The 20560-nt window shown below is 41.5% G+C and carries 18 protein-coding genes and 3 tRNA genes; 3 read left to right on the plus strand and 18 right to left on the minus strand.

Annotated features, from left to right (window positions below; genetic code table 11):
• Positions 1–128 precede the first annotated feature (128 nt).
• The 6 genes from F8M47_RS00415 to F8M47_RS00440 form a co-directional block, all read right to left on the minus strand.
• A tRNA-Pro gene (locus F8M47_RS00415) sits at positions 129–205 on the minus strand.
• A gap of 28 nt (positions 206–233) precedes the next feature.
• Positions 234–309: transfer RNA gene (locus F8M47_RS00420), tRNA-His, on the minus strand.
• A gap of 29 nt (positions 310–338) precedes the next feature.
• Positions 339–415: transfer RNA gene (locus tag F8M47_RS00425), tRNA-Arg, on the minus strand.
• A gap of 159 nt (positions 416–574) precedes the next feature.
• Positions 575–1300 (minus strand): lipopolysaccharide N-acetylmannosaminouronosyltransferase, encoded by a 726-nt coding sequence (wecG, locus tag F8M47_RS00430; protein ID WP_150538251.1) that lies wholly within the window; start codon positions 1298–1300, stop codon positions 575–577.
• 1 nt (position 1301) lies between these two features.
• On the minus strand, positions 1302–2618 hold the full coding sequence (gene wzyE / locus F8M47_RS00435; protein WP_208790016.1) for an ECA oligosaccharide polymerase: 1317 nt from the start codon (positions 2616–2618) through the stop codon (positions 1302–1304).
• A 1-nt stretch (position 2619) separates the two neighbouring features.
• Positions 2620–3693 (minus strand): TDP-N-acetylfucosamine:lipid II N-acetylfucosaminyltransferase, encoded by a 1074-nt coding sequence (locus F8M47_RS00440; RefSeq protein WP_150538252.1) that lies wholly within the window; start codon positions 3691–3693, stop codon positions 2620–2622.
• Positions 3694–3982: 289 nt separating this feature from the next.
• Here F8M47_RS00440 and hcp point away from each other — a divergent pair, with 289 nt between their 5' ends.
• On the plus strand, positions 3983–5638 hold the full coding sequence (gene hcp / locus F8M47_RS00445) for a hydroxylamine reductase (protein WP_150538253.1): 1656 nt from the start codon (positions 3983–3985) through the stop codon (positions 5636–5638).
• 58 nt (positions 5639–5696) lie between these two features.
• Positions 5697–6716 (plus strand): NADH oxidoreductase, encoded by a 1020-nt coding sequence (hcr, locus tag F8M47_RS00450; protein WP_150538254.1) that lies wholly within the window; start codon positions 5697–5699, stop codon positions 6714–6716.
• A gap of 81 nt (positions 6717–6797) precedes the next feature.
• Here hcr and wzxE read toward each other — a convergent pair whose 3' ends face one another.
• From wzxE to wecA, 7 genes are all read right to left on the minus strand, one after another.
• Positions 6798–8054 (minus strand): lipid III flippase WzxE, encoded by a 1257-nt coding sequence (gene wzxE, locus F8M47_RS00455; protein WP_150538255.1) that lies wholly within the window; start codon positions 8052–8054, stop codon positions 6798–6800.
• A complete protein-coding gene (gene rffA, locus F8M47_RS00460; RefSeq protein WP_208790017.1) occupies positions 8051–9181 on the minus strand; it encodes a dTDP-4-amino-4,6-dideoxygalactose transaminase in 1131 nt (376 codons plus the stop codon). Before rffA ends, wzxE begins: the two co-directional genes overlap by 4 nt.
• Entirely contained in the window at positions 9175–9816 is a 642-nt protein-coding gene (gene rffC, locus F8M47_RS00465; protein ID WP_150538257.1) for a dTDP-4-amino-4,6-dideoxy-D-galactose acyltransferase, read from the minus strand. Before rffC ends, rffA begins: the two co-directional genes overlap by 7 nt.
• Positions 9816–11084 carry a UDP-N-acetyl-D-mannosamine dehydrogenase gene (wecC, locus tag F8M47_RS00470; RefSeq protein WP_150538258.1) on the minus strand — a complete coding sequence of 423 codons (1269 nt, stop codon included), beginning with the start codon at positions 11082–11084 and terminating at the stop codon, positions 9816–9818. Before wecC ends, rffC begins: the two co-directional genes overlap by 1 nt.
• A gap of 63 nt (positions 11085–11147) precedes the next feature.
• Complete coding sequence (wecB, locus tag F8M47_RS00475) at positions 11148–12284, minus strand: non-hydrolyzing UDP-N-acetylglucosamine 2-epimerase (protein ID WP_150538259.1); 1137 nt, start codon at positions 12282–12284, stop codon at positions 11148–11150.
• Positions 12268–13185, minus strand: coding sequence for a transporter (locus F8M47_RS00480; protein ID WP_167509582.1), 918 nt, complete (start codon positions 13183–13185; stop codon positions 12268–12270). Before F8M47_RS00480 ends, wecB begins: the two co-directional genes overlap by 17 nt.
• 9 nt (positions 13186–13194) lie before the next feature.
• Positions 13195–14265: a UDP-N-acetylglucosamine--undecaprenyl-phosphate N-acetylglucosaminephosphotransferase gene (wecA, locus tag F8M47_RS00485; protein WP_150538260.1), complete on the minus strand. Its 1071-nt coding sequence runs from the start codon at positions 14263–14265 to the stop codon at positions 13195–13197.
• A 217-nt stretch (positions 14266–14482) separates the two neighbouring features.
• Between wecA and hemL the strand changes: the two genes are divergently transcribed.
• On the plus strand, positions 14483–15763 hold the full coding sequence (gene hemL / locus F8M47_RS00490) for a glutamate-1-semialdehyde 2,1-aminomutase (protein ID WP_150538261.1): 1281 nt from the start codon (positions 14483–14485) through the stop codon (positions 15761–15763).
• A gap of 248 nt (positions 15764–16011) precedes the next feature.
• Here hemL and nagA read toward each other — a convergent pair whose 3' ends face one another.
• From nagA to F8M47_RS00515, 5 genes are read right to left on the minus strand one after another with little or no spacing between them, the layout of a single operon-like run.
• The gene (nagA, locus tag F8M47_RS00495) at positions 16012–17154 is read right to left on the minus strand and encodes an N-acetylglucosamine-6-phosphate deacetylase (RefSeq protein ID WP_150538262.1); all 1143 of its coding nucleotides are present in this window, start codon (positions 17152–17154) and stop codon (positions 16012–16014) included.
• Between the two features lie 50 nt (positions 17155–17204).
• Positions 17205–18008, minus strand: a complete 804-nt coding sequence (gene nagB / locus F8M47_RS00500) for a glucosamine-6-phosphate deaminase (protein WP_150538263.1) — start codon at positions 18006–18008, stop codon at positions 17205–17207.
• Positions 18009–18057: 49 nt separating this feature from the next.
• Complete coding sequence (gene nanA / locus F8M47_RS00505; protein ID WP_150538264.1) at positions 18058–18936, minus strand: N-acetylneuraminate lyase; 879 nt, start codon at positions 18934–18936, stop codon at positions 18058–18060.
• A gap of 18 nt (positions 18937–18954) precedes the next feature.
• A complete protein-coding gene (locus F8M47_RS00510) occupies positions 18955–19827 on the minus strand; it encodes an N-acetylmannosamine kinase (protein ID WP_150538265.1) in 873 nt (290 codons plus the stop codon).
• 9 nt (positions 19828–19836) lie between these two features.
• Complete coding sequence (locus F8M47_RS00515; protein ID WP_150538266.1) at positions 19837–20526, minus strand: N-acetylmannosamine-6-phosphate 2-epimerase; 690 nt, start codon at positions 20524–20526, stop codon at positions 19837–19839.
• Positions 20527–20560: the final 34 nt, after the last annotated feature.

Raw genomic sequence — 20560 nt, forward strand, 5'->3', positions numbered from 1 at the left:
AAAAGTAAAAATGAATTTCTAGTTTAAGCACCTATTAAGACTTCAAAATTAAAAAATATTTTCAATCAAGTCAATCAACAAGTGCCCACACAGATTGTCTGATAGATTGTTAAAGAACAAAAAGAAAGTGGTCGGCGAGATAGGATTTGAACCTACGACCCACTGGTCCCAAACCAGTTGCGCTACCAAGCTGCGCTACTCGCCGTCAGTTACTCATAAGAGTATGTTTTAAATGGGGTGGCTAATGGGACTCGAACCCACGACAACTGGAATCACAATCCAGGGCTCTACCAACTGAGCTATAGCCACCACAATGTTGATAGTGCTGCATTGACAACTGGCGCGCTCGACAAGATTCGAACTTGCGACCTTTGGCTCCGGAGGCCAACGCTCTATCCAACTGAGCTACGAACGCTTTCGATTTTCATCGTTTTGTTTAGTGCGTCGCAACGGAGGCGTATATTATAGATTTCACCTTACCTTGTCTAGCACTTTTTGAAAAAAAATTGCAAAAAAGCGTTTGCCTGCTTTTAATTTATTCAAAATGAATAATAATTGTCATTTTTGCTGTATTTTATAGCTGTTTTGTATAGTAGTAATAAGCAAAGCGGATTAAATTTAATTGTCGTCGCCAGCGAGTCGGTTGGCTTAATAGGCGATATAACCATTCTAAACCTAAATCTTGCCAAATCTTTGGTGCACGTTTCACTTTTCCAGTGAAGACGTCATAAGTACCGCCAACTCCCATATATAAGCAATCTGGATATTGTTGCTGTGCTTTTTGCATGAAACGTTCTTGTTTTGGCGATCCCATTGCTACACTTACAAATTTTGCGCCACTTTGGCGAATGCGTTCAATTACGTACTCTTCATCCGCTTGATTAAAATAACCGTCTTGTGTGCCAACAATATTAAGCTTACAAGCGGTTAATTTTGATTGGACTTTTGCAAGTGTGTCGGCACTACCGCCCACTAAAAATACAGGAAGTTGTAATTCTGCCGCACGATAGATTAACGCTTCCCATAAATCTGCACCTGCAATGCGCTCTATATCTTGTATATTTGGATATTTCTTTTTGATCGATCGCACAATGCTAATACCATCTGCGTATTTATATTCCGCATGCTGTAATAAATTTGCTACTTCGGGCTGTTGTTCGCTAATTATCAGCTTTTCTGCATTAATTGCTATTAATTTGCCAAATTTGACCGCTTGTGGATTCATCAGAAAATCTACAAAAGCCATTTTATTTTTAATTGCTAGCAACTCAATGCCTCTTATGGTTACGTTCTGGAGCATTTTACCCTTCTTTGGTGAGTCTGATATAACAATGGGCGACCGTCAGTATATAAGCCAGTGCCCAACACAGCGCAAAAATCACACTGAAAAAAACGAAGCGAGAAAAAAAGGCATCTGCGCCTTCTCGCACTAACACAATCATATTGAATAAATTGGCAAAACAATAAGCCTGAATCAGCGCTGAACGGCTCATATTTCTATGTGTTTTACCATATGCCAACAAGCGGTCGAATCCTTTCATCATCAATCCGACAAATGCCATTCCCACACCGATCATCGGCAATCCACCCATAATATAGAAAGAACCTAATATAGTAGGCGAAATCGCAAGCCCTGAAAAATTCGCTAAAATTTCCCAAGTGAAATAATTTGCACTATTTAACACATAGTCAGGACGCTCTGCCCACAACCATTTTGGGATATATACATAGAAATCACGTACGATTGGCATCACCCCCTGATATTCAATCGGTTGAGATAAAATTAGCGCCACATTTTCCCAAGGTGAAAAGGTATCACGTGTCAAATATAAAAAAGTAAACAACGCTTCACTTCCACTCACATTTAAGCCGTAGCGAGCCAATGCCAAAACAAACATCGCTCCAATCATGACTGCTCCTGCAATCAGGAGCCATTTAAAGCTCAGGTAGCCTTTATCCATTCCTATAAAGAAGAATAACACAAACGCCAACGCCATATTTGCCCGAGTTCCGCCAACCGCAAGATAGCTTAGCAAGCCAAATCCGACGCCTAAAATGAGAAAACTAACCCACGCTTTTTTATGGTTAGCTAAGAAAAACATAATCAGCAAAGCCGGGATAAAAAAGTAAAAGAAACGTTTTAGCGCCACACCACTCACTGAAGCTGAAAAAATTTGGTTATATTGGCTCAATTTAAATAATAGCAAGCCATTCATCGCAATAAATGCCACCAAGCTCAAAATTGCCATACCCGCTAGTAAATAAGCGGTCAATTTTGCTTCTAATTTTGCAAATTTTTGTGGAAATTCGACCGCTTGTGCTGGCTGGTGGAGCGCCGATAGCCAGAGCGAATGATAAATCGCATAATAAATCAGATAGCCAAACAAAGCGCTAAACAGCGTAAGCGCTAATTGATCCGTTGCTGGCAAAGCCGTATCAAAGCCTAGCGCTAAGCTCATCGACAATGGGAAACCTAAATAAAAGGTCACAAAATAGATCACACTAAATAATAAGTGAAACGAAAACGGTTTGTGCTGATAAGCCCGATAGCAGAGCAATAAAATTAGCCATACCGATAACAAATAAAATCCGCTGAGTAGCGCATATTCAATCATCATATTATTTTTCACTTACCTGAGTTAAAAGCGTGAGCCATTGCGAACGATAATTCGGTGCAAAAAAACTGATCGCTGTTTTATCTAGTTGTATCAATTGTTGTTGCGTTTGCGCAATGCTAAATGTGTTGATCTCATCGCTGTATAAAAATGGGATCTGTTCTGCTTGTAGATCCTGCGTAAACGGATTCTGGCGAGATAGCACAATTGGGATATTACGTTGAATCAACAAACACATTGTGCCAATACCCTGCTGGCGTGCAAAATTAAAATAGCCTATATCACATTCTGCTAATAGCGCTAAATAATCTTCAAAGCTAAGTTGTTCAGTGAGAATTTTAACTGCATTTTTTGGGAAAAATTCGACCGCTTGTTGCTGAACCTGCGTAATATATTGCTGGTTATTGGCTGGATAACCCATTGGAATAATAATACGTACCTTTTCACCCAACTGTTGTTTAATTTGCGTCAGTGCTTCCAAATGGCGATTTGAGCGATCTCCCGAATTACCGAGCAATATCGTTAGATGTTCACCTTGCGTTTTCGGTGTAAGTAAAGGCGCCACCTTTGGCATTTTCGTTGGAAAATATAATAGACTATCGCGTGAATGATTGCGCTTTAACTTTTGATGTGCGAACGCAAGATCGCCTTTGGTTCCCCATAATACGGGCAATTTGTTTTGCGCCATTCGGCGTAGCGGGTAAAGCAATTTAAACTGCCACGCTGATGATTCTTCATATAAATCCGCTCCCCAAATATGCCAATAGCAACGAGACGCAGGCAGATTTCCCGTTAAAATTGCCAACCAAAGAGGAAAATTATACTGACCGTGTAAAATAAACTGCGCCCGCTGATCGGCTCTTGCTTTGCATACGACCGCTTGCGCAATGGCGTTTTTACTCTCAAAACAGCTAAGCGCTAATGCGGGATAATCTTCAACTAGCGACGGCGCCCCTACAACATAAAAATAGTGTTGTTGAGCTTGTAAATGCGGTAATAATTCTTGTTGGAAAAAGCTCAATAGTGTTTGATTATGATACAAAATATTTGAGCCTAAAATATGATAAATTGGTTTCATAAAGCGCTTTCTAAAAATAAATTAACGCTTAAAAGTTTATCATCACGCCTAAAAGAAGCCAAATAAGCAGTCAAAAATCAGCAAAATTTTGCAATTAAAATTAGCAATAATTCTCACTAAAATCCTCTTATACCCCGTTAGAAGTAGCAAAGTACGACTAGATCAAATTCCTATCATTTTTCAAAATTTTCCGCTTTTTATCCGTTTTGGTTATCGCTATGATTTAAGCAATTATTTCCTACTATTTTAGTAGGTTATTTATTTTTAATAATCAGTTTGGAGTGATTTTATGTACTGCGTTCAATGTGAACAAACCATGGTAACCCCAGTGGGGAACGGCTGTAGTTTCGGTCAAGGTATGTGTGGTAAAACGGCTGAAACCTCAGATCTACAAGACTTACTTATTGCAACATTACACAGCCTGTCCGCATGGGCGTTAAAAGCGCGTGAGCACGGCATTATTCATCACGAAGCAGATGCTTTTGCGCCTCGCGCGTTCTTCGCGACACTTACCAACGTAAACTTTGATTCGGCTCGTATTGTAGGCTACGCACAGCAAGCAATTATTTACCGTAACAATTTAATCAAAGCGATCAGCGAAGTTGAGCCCAATCCAACACTAAACCACCCCTTAGCACATATTGAATTAACTGGTATTTCAATTGATCAATTAGCAGAACAAGCGAAACAATTTGCATTAGATACCGACCGTGCGGAAATCGGCGAAGAAGTACACGGTGTACGTCTATTAGCCCTTTACGGCTTAAAAGGCGCAGCAGCGTATTTAGAACACGCTTATGTGTTAGGAAAATTCGATAACGATTTATACGTAGAATATCACGGCTTTATGTCTTGGTTAGGAACGAAACCGAGCGACTTAAACGAATTACTTGAAAAAGCGTTAGCGATCGGTTCAATGAACTTCAAAGTGATGGCAATGCTTGATGCGGGTGAGACAGAACACTTCGGCAATCCAGTGCCTGCTTCTGTAAATATTCGCCCCGTAAAAGGCAAATGTATTCTGATTTCTGGCCACGATTTAAAAGACTTAAAAGAGTTACTTGAACAAACCGAAGGCAAAGGTATTAACATTTACACTCACGGCGAAATGTTACCTGCACACGGCTACCCAGAACTGAAAAAATATAAACACTTGGTCGGTAACTTTGGTTCGGGCTGGCAAAATCAGCAAAAAGAATTTGCCCGCTTCCCGGGTGCGATCGTGATGACTTCAAACTGCTTAATCGATCCAAATGTGGGTGATTATGCAGATCGTATCTTCACACGTAACATTGTAGGCTGGCCAGGTGTAACACACTTAGAAGATCACGACTTTAGCCCCGTGATCGAAAAAGCATTAGCTTGTGAAGGCTTCCCATACACCGAATTAGAACACTACATCACGGTGGGCTTCGGTCGTAAAACCTTAATTGACGCATCAGATGCGGTGATTGATTTAGTTAAAGCAGGTAAATTAAGCCACGTATTTTTGATTGGAGGTTGTGATGGCGATAAAGAAGAGCGTCATTACTATACGGATTTAGCTTATGCATTACCGAAAGATACTGCGGTACTGACTTTAGGCTGTGGTAAATACCGTTTTAATAAATTAGATTTCGGTACCATTGATGGTGGCTTGCCACGTTTATTAGATGCAGGTCAATGTAACGATACGTATTCAGCCATTATGTTAGCGGTTACCCTTTCGCAAAAATTGGGTATTGGTTTAAATGAATTACCACTTTCTATCGTGCTTTCTTGGTTCGAACAAAAAGCGATTATCGTGTTATTAACGTCGTTAGCACTTGGCGTGAAAAATGTGTATTCAGGTCCAAGCAAACCTGCGTTCTTAAATGATAATGTGATGAATTTATTACACGAAAAATTTGGTTTAAGCGGTTTAACCACCCCAGAACAAGATTTCGGTCATATCATCAATAAATAACCAATCGTAGGGTGCATTTGCTAACGCACCCTATGTAACGAAAATAGAGAAGACAAAAATGGCAAATACCAATAAAAACCCGCTCTGTATTAATGAATTACAAGTTTATTCAATCGTACAAGAAGCTCCGCATGTAAAAACCATTAACTTTATCGCTCAAGATTTCTATCCATATCAAGCAGGGCAATATGCGTTAGTGAGCATTAAAAATACACCACATATCACTCGTGCTTATTCACTCTCTTCTACGCCAGGCGAAAGCTGTTTTGTGTCGATTACTGTGCGTGAAATTGAAGGCGGGGTTGGCTCAACTTGGTTAAATAACGAAGTGAAAGTGGGCGATCAAGTGTGGTTTTCAAACCCAATGGGCGAATTTTCTTGCCAACAAGTGCAGGCTAACAACTATTTATTAGTTGGCGCAGGCAGTGGCGTAACACCGATTATGTCAATGACTCGCTGGTTATTAGCAAACCGCCCAGAAACTAACGTAACGGTGATCCACAGCGTACACTCACCAGAAGATGTAATCTTTAAAGCCGAATGGGCGGAACTAAAAGCGAAATATCCTCACTTAAATTTAGTGTTTAATGCCTCAGTAGATGCGCGCGAAGGCTTTGCCAGCGGTCGAATTTCAGCAGAAATTATCAAAAATGCTGTACCAAATATCACTGATTACACGGTAATGACTTGTGGCCCTGAAGCCTATATGGCAACGTTAAAAAATATCGTAACTGAATTAGGGGTAAGCGAAGATCGTTTCTTTACCGAAGCTTTCTTCAATACCGCATTAGCGGGCGAAATCAGCTCAGATAAGAAAACGACGTTAACGATTAACGGTGCAAAACAAATTACCGCAGAAGTGCCTGTAGGCATGACGTTATTAGCAGCCCTGGAAGCACAAGAGCAACCTGTGGTTTCAGGCTGTCGTACAGGTTTATGTGGCTTATGCAAAACTAAAGTTACAGGCGGTGAATACGAAGTGGTGAATACAGGTGATTTAACTGAGGAAGAAATTGCGCAAGGCTATGTGTTAGCTTGTAGCTGCCGAGTGAAAGAAAATGTGAGTATCTCTGTCTAATCGTTTCTCAATCATTAGTAAGTATTGTGAAAATTAAGCCCTCACGACAGGAAGTCCCGAGGGCTTTTATTATTTTTAAGGTTAGTTTGAATGTTTCAGATAATATTTAAAACCTGCGACACACAATAATAAATAGACCAAATAGGTCGCAAAATAAGCCTGTACTGCACCTTGTGCGCCATAATGTGGAATAAATAAATGTCCTATTCCCACCAATAACCCAAGCTGTAAAATTTCAGCGACCGCATAAAGTTTTAACGAGGCTTTTGCCACGATCAAATAGCCAAAAACATAAGCCAGCACTTTGCAAGTATCGCCTAACAATTGCCAGAGGAATAGGGATTCCATGGCTAAAAAATCTTTGCTATATAGCAATAAGATAATCCAATGTTTTAGCGAGAAAATTGTCACGCCCGCTAATAGCGCTGCCACACCTACAAATTTTAACGCTTTAACTACTTCTTGTTGCAGTGGTGCTTTTGCGTTTAATCTCGCAAAGGTTGGCAATAAATAAACCGAAAAAGCAGCGGTAATAAATTGCAAATAAGCATCTGAAATTTTGCTAACTCCCTGCCATAATCCAACCGCTTCTAACGAATGATATTGCACCAACAAATCACGCATTAGTACATACGCAACAGGCAAAGTGAGCGCTGTAATAAACACCATTATACTAAATTTAAACAACTTTTTGGCATGTTCAGACGAAAAGGCAAAATTTCTCCCAAATTTGACCGCTTGTAATTGTCGATGAAGAAAATAACGCGCAGGCAGAAAAACCAAAGCAGGCATTACCACCAAGCCAACCAAAGCGCCATGGTAGCCACAGCCGTATAAGCCAATCAGAAACACGCTCAAGCCTAACAATGAGCCAATTATCACGCTCATCGCCGTCGCTTTAACGTTACGATAGCCCTTTAAGATGGCGAGAAAATAATTACTATTGGCGATCCCAAACTGAGCAATCCCCGTAGCAATTACCACCGTTTGATAATCTTGTGAATAAAATAGCCATTGGCTAATCTGTGCGGAACAGAGCAAGAAAACCAGTGCCAGCACGCCCGAAAACAGCACAATAATACGATTAGCGGTAGAGAACAAAGCGGTCAAATTTTCAGGCTGATGTTCAAATTCTGCCACATATTTGGTTACACCATTAAAAATCCCTGCTCCCGCAAATACGCCTAGCACGGTAATCAACGTCATAAAATTGGCGACCTGGCCTAACCCTGCTGTACCAAATTGCAATGCGAATAATTTGACCAGCAATAGCCCAACTACAATTTTAAAAAGTGTAGAGATTGCAGTCCAAAATGTTGTGTTACTTAACGATTTCATTGATGAAGAAATTCCAATACCGCCTCAATCACAAGGCGCACTTCTGCTTCCGACATATTATAAAATAAAGGTAAGCGTACTAAACGTTCGCTTTCCAAACTGGTGTACTGATCTACACCACAAAATTGACCAAGTTTTTGCCCCGCTGGACTTGAGTGAAGCGGAATATAATGAAATACTGCCAAAATATCTTTCTGTTTCATCCAATCAATAAAAGCGCTTCGTTCAGCTAAATCTTTAAATTTAAGATAAAACATATGCGCATTATGCTGACATTCTACAGGCTGTTGTGGTAATTGAATCCGCTGTGCAAACGGGGAAAAAGCCTCAAAATATTGTTGCCAAATGGCTAAACGACGCTGATTAATTTGCTCTGCCATTTCTAGCTGTGCGGCTAAATAAGCCGCTTGTAAATCAGACATCAAAAAGCTCGAACCAATATCACGCCACGTATATTTATCCACTTGCCCACGGAAAAACTGGCTTCGATTCGTGCCTTTCTCACGCACGATTTCCGCTCGCTCAACTAACTGAATATCATTAATCAGAATCGCCCCGCCTTCACCGCCCGAGCTATAATTTTTGGTTTCATGAAAGCTATAACAACCCAAATGCCCAATCGTACCAAGCGCTTTACCTTTATAAAATGCCATCACCGCCTGTGCCGCATCTTCCACCACATACAACTGGTGCTTTTCGGCAATCGCCATAATGCTATCCATCTCGCAAGCCACCCCTGCATAATGCACAGGCACAATTGCTTTGGTTTTGGGGGTGATCGCCGCTTCAATTTTTGTTTCATCAATATTCATCGTATCAGGGCGAATATCAACAAACACGATTTTCGCTCCACGCAAAGCAAACGCATTTGCCGTGGAAACAAAGGTATAGCTTGGCATAATGACTTCATCGCCTGCCTGAATATTCAACAAAATCGCTGCCATTTCCAGTGAGGCAGTACACGAAGGAGTCAGCAACGCTTTGCATGTGCCAAACTGTTGCTCAAACCAACGCTCGCATTGTTTGGTGTAATCGCTATCACCAGATAATTTGCCACTATTGATTGCCTGCTGTAGAAACGCCAACTCATGACCTGTAACTGGTGGTTTATTAAATGGAATCATAATTCATCATATTTGTTTAAATAAAACCAATAGCTCGCCTGTTGTAACGAAGCGCCTAATTTTTGATATAAACGAATAGCGTTTAAATTGCTTGTTTGGGTCGCAATTGAAAGACTGATTGCACCCTGTTGTTGTGCCCAGCCGATAGCCGCTTGTAACAATTGATACGCCACACCTTGACGCTGAAATGCGGGTGCGACCGCCAGCAGCCCAACTCGAGCTTGTTTATCTCGCACTCGCACGCTAATTGCACCCTGAATTTGACCGCTTGTTGCTCTGAGTAAGAAGCAAATATCATCAAATTCTGCACGCACAGCATTGCGAATCCATGTTTGATAAAAACGCTGATTTTCAGCACGAGAAAACCACGGTGCACGAAAACGGCTCATTGGGAAAGCATTACCGAACAGGGATTCTAACTCGCTAATATCCGCCTCAGTCGCTGGCTTACAAGCGGTCATTTTTGGCTGGTAATTTACCAGTGCTAAACCAAAATCCAACTCCCCCTCAACAAACTGAAAACCTTGAGTTTGTAGCGCCTGAATTTGCTCTACATTTTGCACTTGCACTTTTACTTCTCGAATTTCTCGCCCGAAAAAATCGGATAACCAGCGATTAGGTGCTATCTCATATTGCATTATTTGATCCACACGCCTCTACTATCAACCAACCAATGTTGGCTGATCACCTCTGCTGATACGGCTTTGAATGATTGGTGATCAACTAATAATACTAAAATATCCGCTTGCTTTAACGCTTGCTCAAAGCTGACTAGCTCAACTTTATCGGCTAATTGTGCGGGTAAAGCGCTTATATTCGGTTCCACTGCCAACACTTTTCCTGCGTGCCAATTTGCAATATGTTGAGTAATTTCGACCGCTGGGCTTTCACGCAAATCATCAATATCAGGTTTAAACGCTAAGCCTAAGCAAGCGATATTGACCTGATTCGGTGCGCAATTCTTAACGGTAACACAATCAGCTAGCGCTGTTTTTACCTTATCGATCACCCAATGTGGTTTGCTATCATTCACTTCCCGAGCTGTGCGAATCAAACGTGCTTGCTCTGGTGCTTGCGACACAATAAACCAAGGATCCACGGCAATACAATGCCCACCAACACCAGCGCCAGGTTGCAAAATATTTACTCGAGGGTGACGATTGGCAAGTGCAATTAATTCCCAGACACTAATTTGCAATTTATCGCAAATCATGGATAGCTCATTGGCAAAAGCGATATTCACATCACGGAAGCTATTTTCTGTGAGTTTGCACATTTCTGCGGTTCTGGCATGAGTTTGGATACATTCGCCTTTTACAAAAAGTTGATATAACTCGACCGCTTGTTGCGCACATTTTTCACTTAACCCGCCGATCACACGATCATTTTGGAATAACTCGATCATCACTTTGCCAGGTAGCACTCGTTCTGGGCAATAGGCCATGCGAATATCTGATGCGTTTCCCATTTCAGTTGGAAACGTTAAATCTGGGCGTCGTTGTTTCAGCCATTGCTCAAGTTTTTCGGTAGTACCAACTGGCGAAGTAGACTCTAAAATCACTAAATTTCCCGCTTGCAAATGGGGGGCAATCGCCTGAGCCGCCGCTTCAATGTAACTTAAATCAGGCTGATAGTGATGTTGAAATGGGGTAGGCACCGCAATCAGAAAGGCATCGGCAGGTTGAACCGAGACACTTGCAAAAAGCAGACCTTTTGCGACCGCTTGTTGCACAGCTTGCTCTAAATCAAGCTCAATAATATGGATTTTGCCTTGGTTAATCGTATGAACCGTTTCGGCATTAATATCCACCCCTAATACCCGACAGCCCGCGCTGGCAAAAGCCGTTGCCGTAGGTAGTCCGATATAACCTAAACCAATTACTGAAATGGTGTTAAATGTTGTCATTTGCTTGTTTCCGAAAATCACCGTTTAAAGCGGTGATAAAAAGCTTTGCGTTTGCAAAGCCTATCAATAAAACGTTTGTTTAATCGCATTAACAATGCGCTGGCACGCTTTGCCATCGCCATAAGGATTGTGCGCCTGCGCCATACTTTGGTATGCGTATTCATCCTCGAGTAAACGCTCTACCTCAGCAATGATTTTTTCGCTATCGGTACCGACCAAACGCACCGTACCAGCTTGAATTGCTTCTGGACGTTCGGTTGTTTCACGCATGACTAACACGGGTTTGCCTAGCGCTGGCGCTTCCTCTTGAATACCGCCTGAATCGGTTAAAATCAGATAAGAACGATCCATTAAGTATACAAAAGGTAAATAATCTTGCGGTTCAATCAAAAAGATATTGTCGATCCCTGCTAATAAACGGGTGACAGGTTCATACACATTAGGGTTTAAATGAACTGGGTATACAATTTGCACCTCTGGATGACGTTGTGCAATCGCCACCAATGCTTGGCAAATACGCTCAAAACCTTGCCCGAAACTTTCACGACGATGCCCTGTTACCAACAGCATTTTTTTACGATGATCCAAAAATGGATATTGCCCTGCTAATTGAGCTGCAAGCGGTGCATTATTGCCAATTTTTTGCAACACGCCTAACAGTGCATCAATCACCGTATTGCCCGTAACCCAAATCGTTTGCTCGGCTTTTAACTCTTGCAATAAGTTAGCTTTCGCTTCTTGCGTCGGCGCAAAATGATAGTGCGCAATCACACTTGTTAATAAACGATTGCCCTCTTCGGGAAAAGGTGAATAGAGATTGCCTGTTCTCAGACCCGCTTCTACATGTCCAACAGGAATTTGGTGATAATAACAAGCGAGCGTAGCAGCAAATGTCGTCGTCGTATCGCCATGAACCAACACAATATCTGGACGATAATTTGCAAATACTGCTTTCAATTCTTGCAAAATACGAAGAGTAATATCGGTAAGGTCTTGCCCTAATTTCATGATATTCAAATCAAAATCAGGCTGAATTTCAAATAAACTTAACACTTGATCCAACATTTCTCGATGCTGTCCAGTCACACAAACTTTCGCATTAAAATGCGGATCATCCGCTAGCATCTTCGCTAGCGGAGCCATTTTGATCGCCTCTGGGCGTGTACCAAAAATGGTTAATACATTAATTTTTTTGGTCATTACGTTGCTTTCTGCTCAATAAACCTGAAAACGAAACTAGCATAATACCGAATAGTAACCCACTCAATCCGCCAATCGTCAGCCACAGTGACTGATTTGGCGAAGCTGGAAAGAGAGGCGCTGTTGGCGATGTGAGCCAGCGAAATGCCTTTAATTTATCATCTAACGGCTGCACCGAGCGCATTAAAGCCAGTTTGCCATTCCAGTCTTGCGCTGCAATTTGGTTGCCTTGTTGAGTTGCACCTAATTTAATTTCAGCCGCATTTTTTACCTGTTGAAAGAGAACTTTCCATTTAGCAATCAGCTCCGCATTCAAGGCTCGCTTTGTCTGCTGATTAGCAAATTCAATAAATTGGCTCAGTAGTTGTTGTGCTTCTTCTGGATTGGTTGACACCACACTTAAACGATCTACAGATTGAAGTCTTGAGCCATTTTCAAACACAAATTGTTTTGCCATTTGTTGCGCCATAACTGCAATCGGCTGATTTTCCAGTTGTGCTTTTAATTTCACCACTTCTGTCTGCGCCAGAAAATTCACTAACAAATCTAATGAGCTTAGATTGCGTTTAAACTCGGCGTACACATTTTGTGTTACCCTCTCTTCTGAGGTTTGTGACACACTTGGTGTCAATGTCAACTCACTCTTATCATCTTTTACTACCTGATAAGTCACGTTATCACCACCATTTACAAAATTATAGGTGGAAAACAGCGCATAATAATTGCCAAGTTCTAGCACAGTTGGCTGATCAAATTGCGCCACGGCTTTCCAAGTAGGCGTTTTAAGCTGTGCTAATCCAAACGCAATACCCGCGCCAATCGCACTAGTTAAAACGAGCGTAACAGCGCTTTGAGCAACACGTTTAATTAATGAAGTGGGTTGTTCTAATCGTGCTTGCATAACAAAACCTTATGACTCAATTCTTAATTTTCTTTTCGCTCTGCGTTTCATACGGCGAATAAAGCGAGTAACACGCCATGCATGGGTAATTGAATAAGCATAGATAAAGAATAATACAATAAAACCGATGGTCATCACCCATTGGTTCCAATAGTAATATTCACCTAATACACCAATGGTAGAGCAAATTGCTGCCCCAAACGTAATTACCGCTAACGCCTGACGAGAGCTTAAACCTGCACGCATCATTAAATGATGTAAGTGCAAGCGGTCTGGTCTGAACGGACTTTTACCTTTTTTCAGACGGCGAATAATCACCGCTACCATATCAATTAACGGCACCGCAATCAGCCATAAACCTGTAATTGGGCTAATCGTATGTCCCTGCCCTTGGGTACTCAGCAATAAAATCCAAATAATGGTAAAGCCGATTAGGGTACTGCCCGAATCGCCCATAAATACTTTCCATTTCGCACCAAATACACTGAGGTTAAACAGCGCATACGGAATCAGCACCACGATAATGGCAAAGCACCAATAAGCGAGCGTATATTGCTCATCGAGCAACATTAGCACACCAATTCCCGCAAAACTTGCACTAGACAGCCCTGCTAATAAGCCATCAATACCGTCCACCATATTAAACGCATTAATCACACCTATCGTAACAAGCACGGTGACAACCACACCTAACACGCCAAGCTCAATACTAAACGGCGCAATCACTTGCCCTAGACTATCTAAAGAAAGCCCGTTGTAAATCATAAGCCCTGCTAATGTGGCTTGAATAATGGCTCTAATAAACGGGCTAACATCAAAACGGTCATCCAACACCCCAATAATCAGCAAAGAAGTCACGGCGGTTAAATAAAGCCACGGCAGGCGCATATCTTGCCATTCCATAAAATAGAAGGTGAGATTGCCTAAAAATAAAGCGATACCGCCGATTAATGGAATAAGCCCCTGATGACGCTTACGGTAGTTAGGTTTATCCACCAAACCGATTTTTTCCGCCACTGGACGCATAAAAATCAGGCTTGCGAATGAGACAATAAAAACGGCAATAAAAGTAAGCCACATAACGGGTTTACTCCCTCAAAATAAATGTATAAAAATGCGTGCAGAATATCATAAAGGGACAGACTCTCAAATTTTTTTAGGTTATTTGCGCTTTTTTTTATAAAATAAAATCAATAGGATCACCCTCGCTCTTTGTGACATAAAAAAATGGGTAAGCGGTGATTTTTTCTCAATTTTTTGCAAAATTTATGCCTAATTTCAATTTAAGGAATCTTTTATGTCTAGATCTGAACAACTATTTGAACAAGCTCAAAAAGTGATCCCTGGTGGGGTAAATTCGCCAGTACGTGCTTTTAAAGGTGTTGGCGGAACACCTGTATTTATCCAAAAGGCGGAAGGCGCTTATATTACCGATTCAGATGGTAAAAGATATATTGATTACGTCGGTTCTTGGGGGCCGATGGTGTTAGGTCATAATCATCCAGCAATTATTGATGCTGTATTGAAAGCCGTACCAAACGGTTTAAGCTTCGGTGCACCAACTGAAAGCGAAATTACTTTAGCAGAATTAGTCACCAAATTAGTTCCGTCTATTGAGCTAGTGCGTATGGTTAGCTCAGGTACGGAAGCAACCATGTCGGCGATTCGCTTAGCACGTGGTTATACAGGGCGTGACAAAATCATTAAATTTGAAGGTTGCTACCATGGTCATTCAGATTCTCTATTAGTAAAAGCAGGCTCTGGTGCCTTAACACTTGGTCAGCCAAGTGGCCCAGGTGTACCTGCTGATTTTGCTAAACACACATTGACTTGCACTTATAACGATTTAGATTCGGTAAAAGCTGCTTTTGCACAATATCCAAATGAAATTGCTTGTTTAATCGTTGAACCAGTCGCAGGTAATATGAACTGTATTCCGCCCCAAAATGATTTCTTAAAAGGTTTACGTGCTTTATGTGATCAATATGGTGCGGTATTTATTATTGATGAAGTAATGACTGGTTTCCGTGTGGCATTAGGCGGGGCGCAAGCCTATTACAATGTCAAACCAGATTTAACCACACTGGGTAAAATTATTGGTGGTGGTATGCCTGTAGGTGCATTTGGCGGTAAAAAAGAAATTATGGAATACATTGCTCCAACAGGGCCTGTATATCAAGCGGGTACTCTTTCAGGCAACCCGATTGCGATGGCGGCAGGTTTAGCCTGTTTAACCGAATTATCCAAGGCAGGTAATGAAGAAAAACTTGCTGTCCAAACTAAAACCTTAGCAGAAGGCTTTAAAGCATTAGCAGATAAACACAACGTACCGCTAACCGTGCAATATGTGGGCGGTATGTTCGGTTTATTCTTTACCGAACAAACAGAAATCAATAATTTCCAAGATGTGATGAAATGCGATGCGGCAAAATTCAACCGTTTCTTCCATTTAATGTTAGAACAAGGTGTATATCTTGCACCATCTGCATTTGAGGCTGGCTTTATGTCTCTGGCACACAGTGATGAAGATATTCAAGCTACCCTCGCTGCTGCCGATAAAGCATTTGCAGCGTTGTAGTTCCATTTAGCCACCCCTCGCACGAGCCGTTACAAGGATCTGCAAGCCTACTGAGCCACTTTGTGGCTCTATTCTGTTTCCTAACCATAAGTAGTCAAAATTTCATAACTTGTTAATATTTAACGGAAATCCCCTCTTTAGAAAAGAGGGGTTAGGGGAGATTTGATTGCGATAGTGATTAAATACAAGCGGTTGAATTCTCACTAAATTCTGCAAATTCCAGCCGAAATCCAACCGCTTGTAGATACTTAAAACGCTGTCCACTCACCATTTACCGCACAACCAACCACTTCAAAACGGTTGGTAAATACGGTTAAATTGGCAATTTTGCCCACTTCGATTGAGCCTAAACGATCATCCACACCTATCGCTATTGCTGGGTAGTAACTACACATTCTAAGCGTTTCATCGAGTGGAATGCCCACTTCTTGCACCGCATTTTTAACTGATTCGATCATCGTAATTGATGCGCCACCAAGCGTACCGTTAGCGTCATAACATTTGCCATCACGTACATAGACAGTAGTGCCAACAAAATCAAACTGGTCAATATCCGCCCCTGCCGCTGCCGTGGCATCAGTCACGATACATAACTTATTGCCTTTCACACGATGCGCAATTTTGACATTGCCAAATTCGACGTGTAAGCCGTCCACAATCACGCCTGTATAAACCTCATCGCTGTCTAACACCGCGCCAACTACGCCCATTGCGCGTCCTGAACTAATTGGCGACATTGCATTATGCAAATGGGTGGCAAAGGTTGCACCACTCGCAAACGCTTGTTTCGCAACTTCGTAAGTCGCATTTGAATGTCCAATGGATACGATAATGCCACTTTTCACAAAATCAGGAATCGCTTTTGCGGTTGGGTTCTCGGCGGCTAACGTAATTTTAGTAATTACATCAGCGTTATCGCATAAAAATTGTTGCATTTCTGGGGTGATTTCACGCACATATTCGGCACGATGCACGCCTTTTTTCTCGAGGCTGAGATAAGGCCCTTCTAAGTGCAAACCGAGTGCTTGATTTTGATATTTCTGCAAATACTCCCGCATTGCACCAACAACCTGTTTCATTCCCTCGTCTGATGCAGTGATAAAGGTTGGTAAGTAACTAGTAGTGCCAGCGCGCAAATTGGTTTGTTGCATAATTTCAAAAGTGTGAACTGTCGGTTCACTATTTACCATTACCCCGCCACAACCATTCAATTGCAAATCAATAAAACCAGCCGTTAAATTATGCCCTTTTAAGTCAATACGTTGTATATCATCGGCAAGTTGTGCTTCGGGTAAAAGAGCTTGAATTTTATCATTTTCAATAATCACCGCATGTCCGTATAACACGGCTTTAGCGGTATAAATCACACTGTTAGTGAAAGCATATTTCATTATTTTCTCCAAAGGAAAAGGTCTGTTTATAGTGTAACAGACCTTAAAACTTACAACACGCTTTGAATCGCATTTGCTTCAAGTTGGGTAAAATATTTCACGGTTTTGACTTTCAGTTCTTGAGTGGCAGGTTCATCACACACTACGATGCCCCGTTCATGTAATTGTAAGGCGCTAACTGTCCATAAATGATTTACCGCACCTTCCACACAAGCCTGTAAAGCAAGGGCTTTGTTATAGCCCGTAATCAATAACATCACTTCTTCCGCATCTAACAAGGTTGCCACGCCAATCGTAAGCGCATATTTCGGCACTTTATTAACATCGTGATCAAAAAAGCGAGAGTTGGCGATTAAAGTATCTTCGGTAAGGGTTTTGATGCGAGTGCGAGAGCGCAAAGACGAAGCAGGTTCATTAAAAGCAATATGCCCATCTACCCCAACGCCACCCATAAATAAATGGATTTTGCCGTATGATTTAATTTTCTGTTCATAACGCCAGCACTCTGCTTCATGATCATCGGTATTGCCATTCAACATATTGATATTTTGCGGTTGAATATCGATATGATCGAAGAAATGACGGTGCATAAAGGAATGGTAACTTTCGGGGTGATCTTCTGGCAAGCCCACATATTCATCCATATTAAAAGTCACCACATGCTTAAAGCTCACTTCGCCCGCTTGGTATAAGCGCAGTAGCTCTCGATAGGTTTGTAGCGGCGTACCGCCTGTTGGTAGGCCCAATACAAAAGGACGATCAGCTGTTGGTTGAAATTGGTTAATTCTATCCACAATATAACGAGCCGCCCAACGACTCACTTGTTCACTGGTTTGTAGGGGGATAAGACGCATAATATTTCCTAATTATTGTTGTTATATATGTATGACAAACGGTCAAATTTTATAAAAATTTTGCATAAAGTGCTGTTGCTACTTCAAGTTGTTTCTCGGTTGCTTTTGCAGTCATCGGCTCACGACAATAACCCGCCTCCACGCCTTGTAATTTGAGTAATTCTTTAATTGTAAGATATAAACCATTTGCCAAAATACCTTCAATCAGATCATTAGTAACGTGTTGCACTGCTAATGCTTCCGCTAATTTACCTTGTTTAGTCAATTCAAAAATTTGACGAGCTCGCGGGGCATTTACGTTAAAGGTCGAACCGATTGCACCATCCACACCAAGCGCAACTGCTGGTAGTAACATTTCATCAAAGCCTGCCCAGATTAAATGATTTGGATAGGCTTTTTTCAAACGTTCTAATAAATAGAAATCACCTGCAGTAAATTTTACGCCTAAGATTTTCGGATTTTTATACAATTCGCCAAACTGTTCAACACCGATATTCACACCAGTTAAGAATGGAATTGAGTACACAATCATATTATTACCTGTTTCCGCAATAATGGTGTCGTAATAATGTTTGATTTCCGCAAAACTGAATTTGTAATAGAATGGTGTTACCGCCGATAAACTATCATAACCTAATTCAGTTGCATATTTACCTAATTCGACCGCTTCTTGTAAATTGACACTGCCAACTTGAGCAATTAATGCGATTTGATCTCTCGCTTCATCTTTTGCAATGCGGAAAATTTCTTTTTTCTCTACGATGGAAAGCATAAAGTTTTCGCCAGTTGAACCACCAACATATAAACCGTCTACTTTCATTTTGTCGATATTATGGCGAATGATTTGGCGTAACCCCTTCTCATTAATCGATCCGTCTTGATTAAATGCTACAAGTAACGCACTAAAAATACCCGTTAAATTCTTCATATAATGTTCCTTATTTAACTAATAATGTTGTTCTGCCCACGCAGCCGCACCAATTAATCCAGCATCAGCGCCATATTTTGCCGCTTCTAATTCACAATGGTAAAAATGAGGCATTTCAGCTAAATACTTTTGTACTAGCGGTAAATAACCTTCTGCCAATCCGACACTGCCACCAATCACCACTTTTTGCGTGTCTAAACCAATGGTTAAATCCGCCACTAAATTCGCAATAGCTTTTGCAGATTTTTCGACTAATTCGACCGCTTGTACTTTACCCGCTCGGAATTGTTCAAACACTTGTTTTGGGGTACAAGGCTCCGCCCATTGGCTTGAAATGGCTTCGATTGCTCGTCCTGATGCAACCGCTTCAACGCACCCACGGCGACCACAACCACAAATAGCACCATTCGGATCGGCTAAGGTATGTCCAATGTGTCCCGCTACACCATGCGGTTGGGTAAGCAATTTACCGTTTTGAATAATGCCACCACCAACTCCTGTTGAAACGGTAATAAATACAAAATTTTCGATTACTTGTTTATCTTGATGTTGATACTCGGCACAAGCTGCCGCTTGTACGTCATTTAGCAAGAAAATCGGTTTATCCGTATGCTGCGCAATACTTTCTTGGAGCGGAAAGAAAGCTAACCCACCTAAATTTTTCGGATTTAGTGCCGTTAAAACTCCATTATTGATAATACCCGTCGAAGCCACTGAAACCGCATCAAACTGCCCTTGATACTGTTGCAAAATAGTCGCTAACGTTTGGTGCATCGCTTCCGCTACAGTTTGTTGCGGTGTGCTGATTTGTTGTCGTTGCGAAATCACACTATTTTCAACCAATGCCGAAGCAATTTTAGTTCCACCAATATCTAATGCTAAACAACGCATAATCGCCTCCTAAACTTTTGCCGTTTTAATCGCATCAGCAAACCAGCCGACAATATGCTCTAACCGTGTTAAAGCCGAACCCACTGTGACACAATTAGCGCCGATTTCAATTGCAGTTTTTGCCAATTCTGGCGAGTTATAACGCCCTTCTGCCATCACAAAACAGCCCGCAGCTTTTAAGTCTTTCACCAGTTGATAATCAGGCTCTTGAGGTACTTTGCCTCCCGTATAACCCGACATTGTGCTACCGATAATATCAAAACCGAGCTGCTGGCAATATAACCCCTCTGCTAGCGTAGAGCAGTCCGCCATTGCTAAACAACCTAATTCATGAATACGTTTTAGCGCTGTTTCAACTGCCACAGGACGAACACGATCTGTTCCATCTACCGCAATAATATCCGCACCCGCTGTGACTAAATCTTCAATATCTTGTAAAAATGGTGTGATACGTATTGGACTATCGGATAAATCCCGTTTTACAATTGCAATAATCGGCGCATTAACAGTCGGACGAGTAGCTGTTAAATTATCCACACCTTCAATGCGTAGCCCTGCAGCCCCCCCGATAAGCGAAGCCTGTGCCATCGCAGCCACGATCTCTGGTTTGTCCATCGGGCCGTCATCAACAGGCTGACACGAAGCAATTAAACCGTTTTGAATCGTACTTAAAATTTCCTCACGAGATAACTTTGCCATATAAACTCCTTGAATTTATTTAACTTCTATGAAG

Source organism: Actinobacillus vicugnae, from assembly GCF_901687125.1.
GTDB classification, from domain to species: domain Bacteria; phylum Pseudomonadota; class Gammaproteobacteria; order Enterobacterales; family Pasteurellaceae; genus Actinobacillus; species Actinobacillus vicugnae.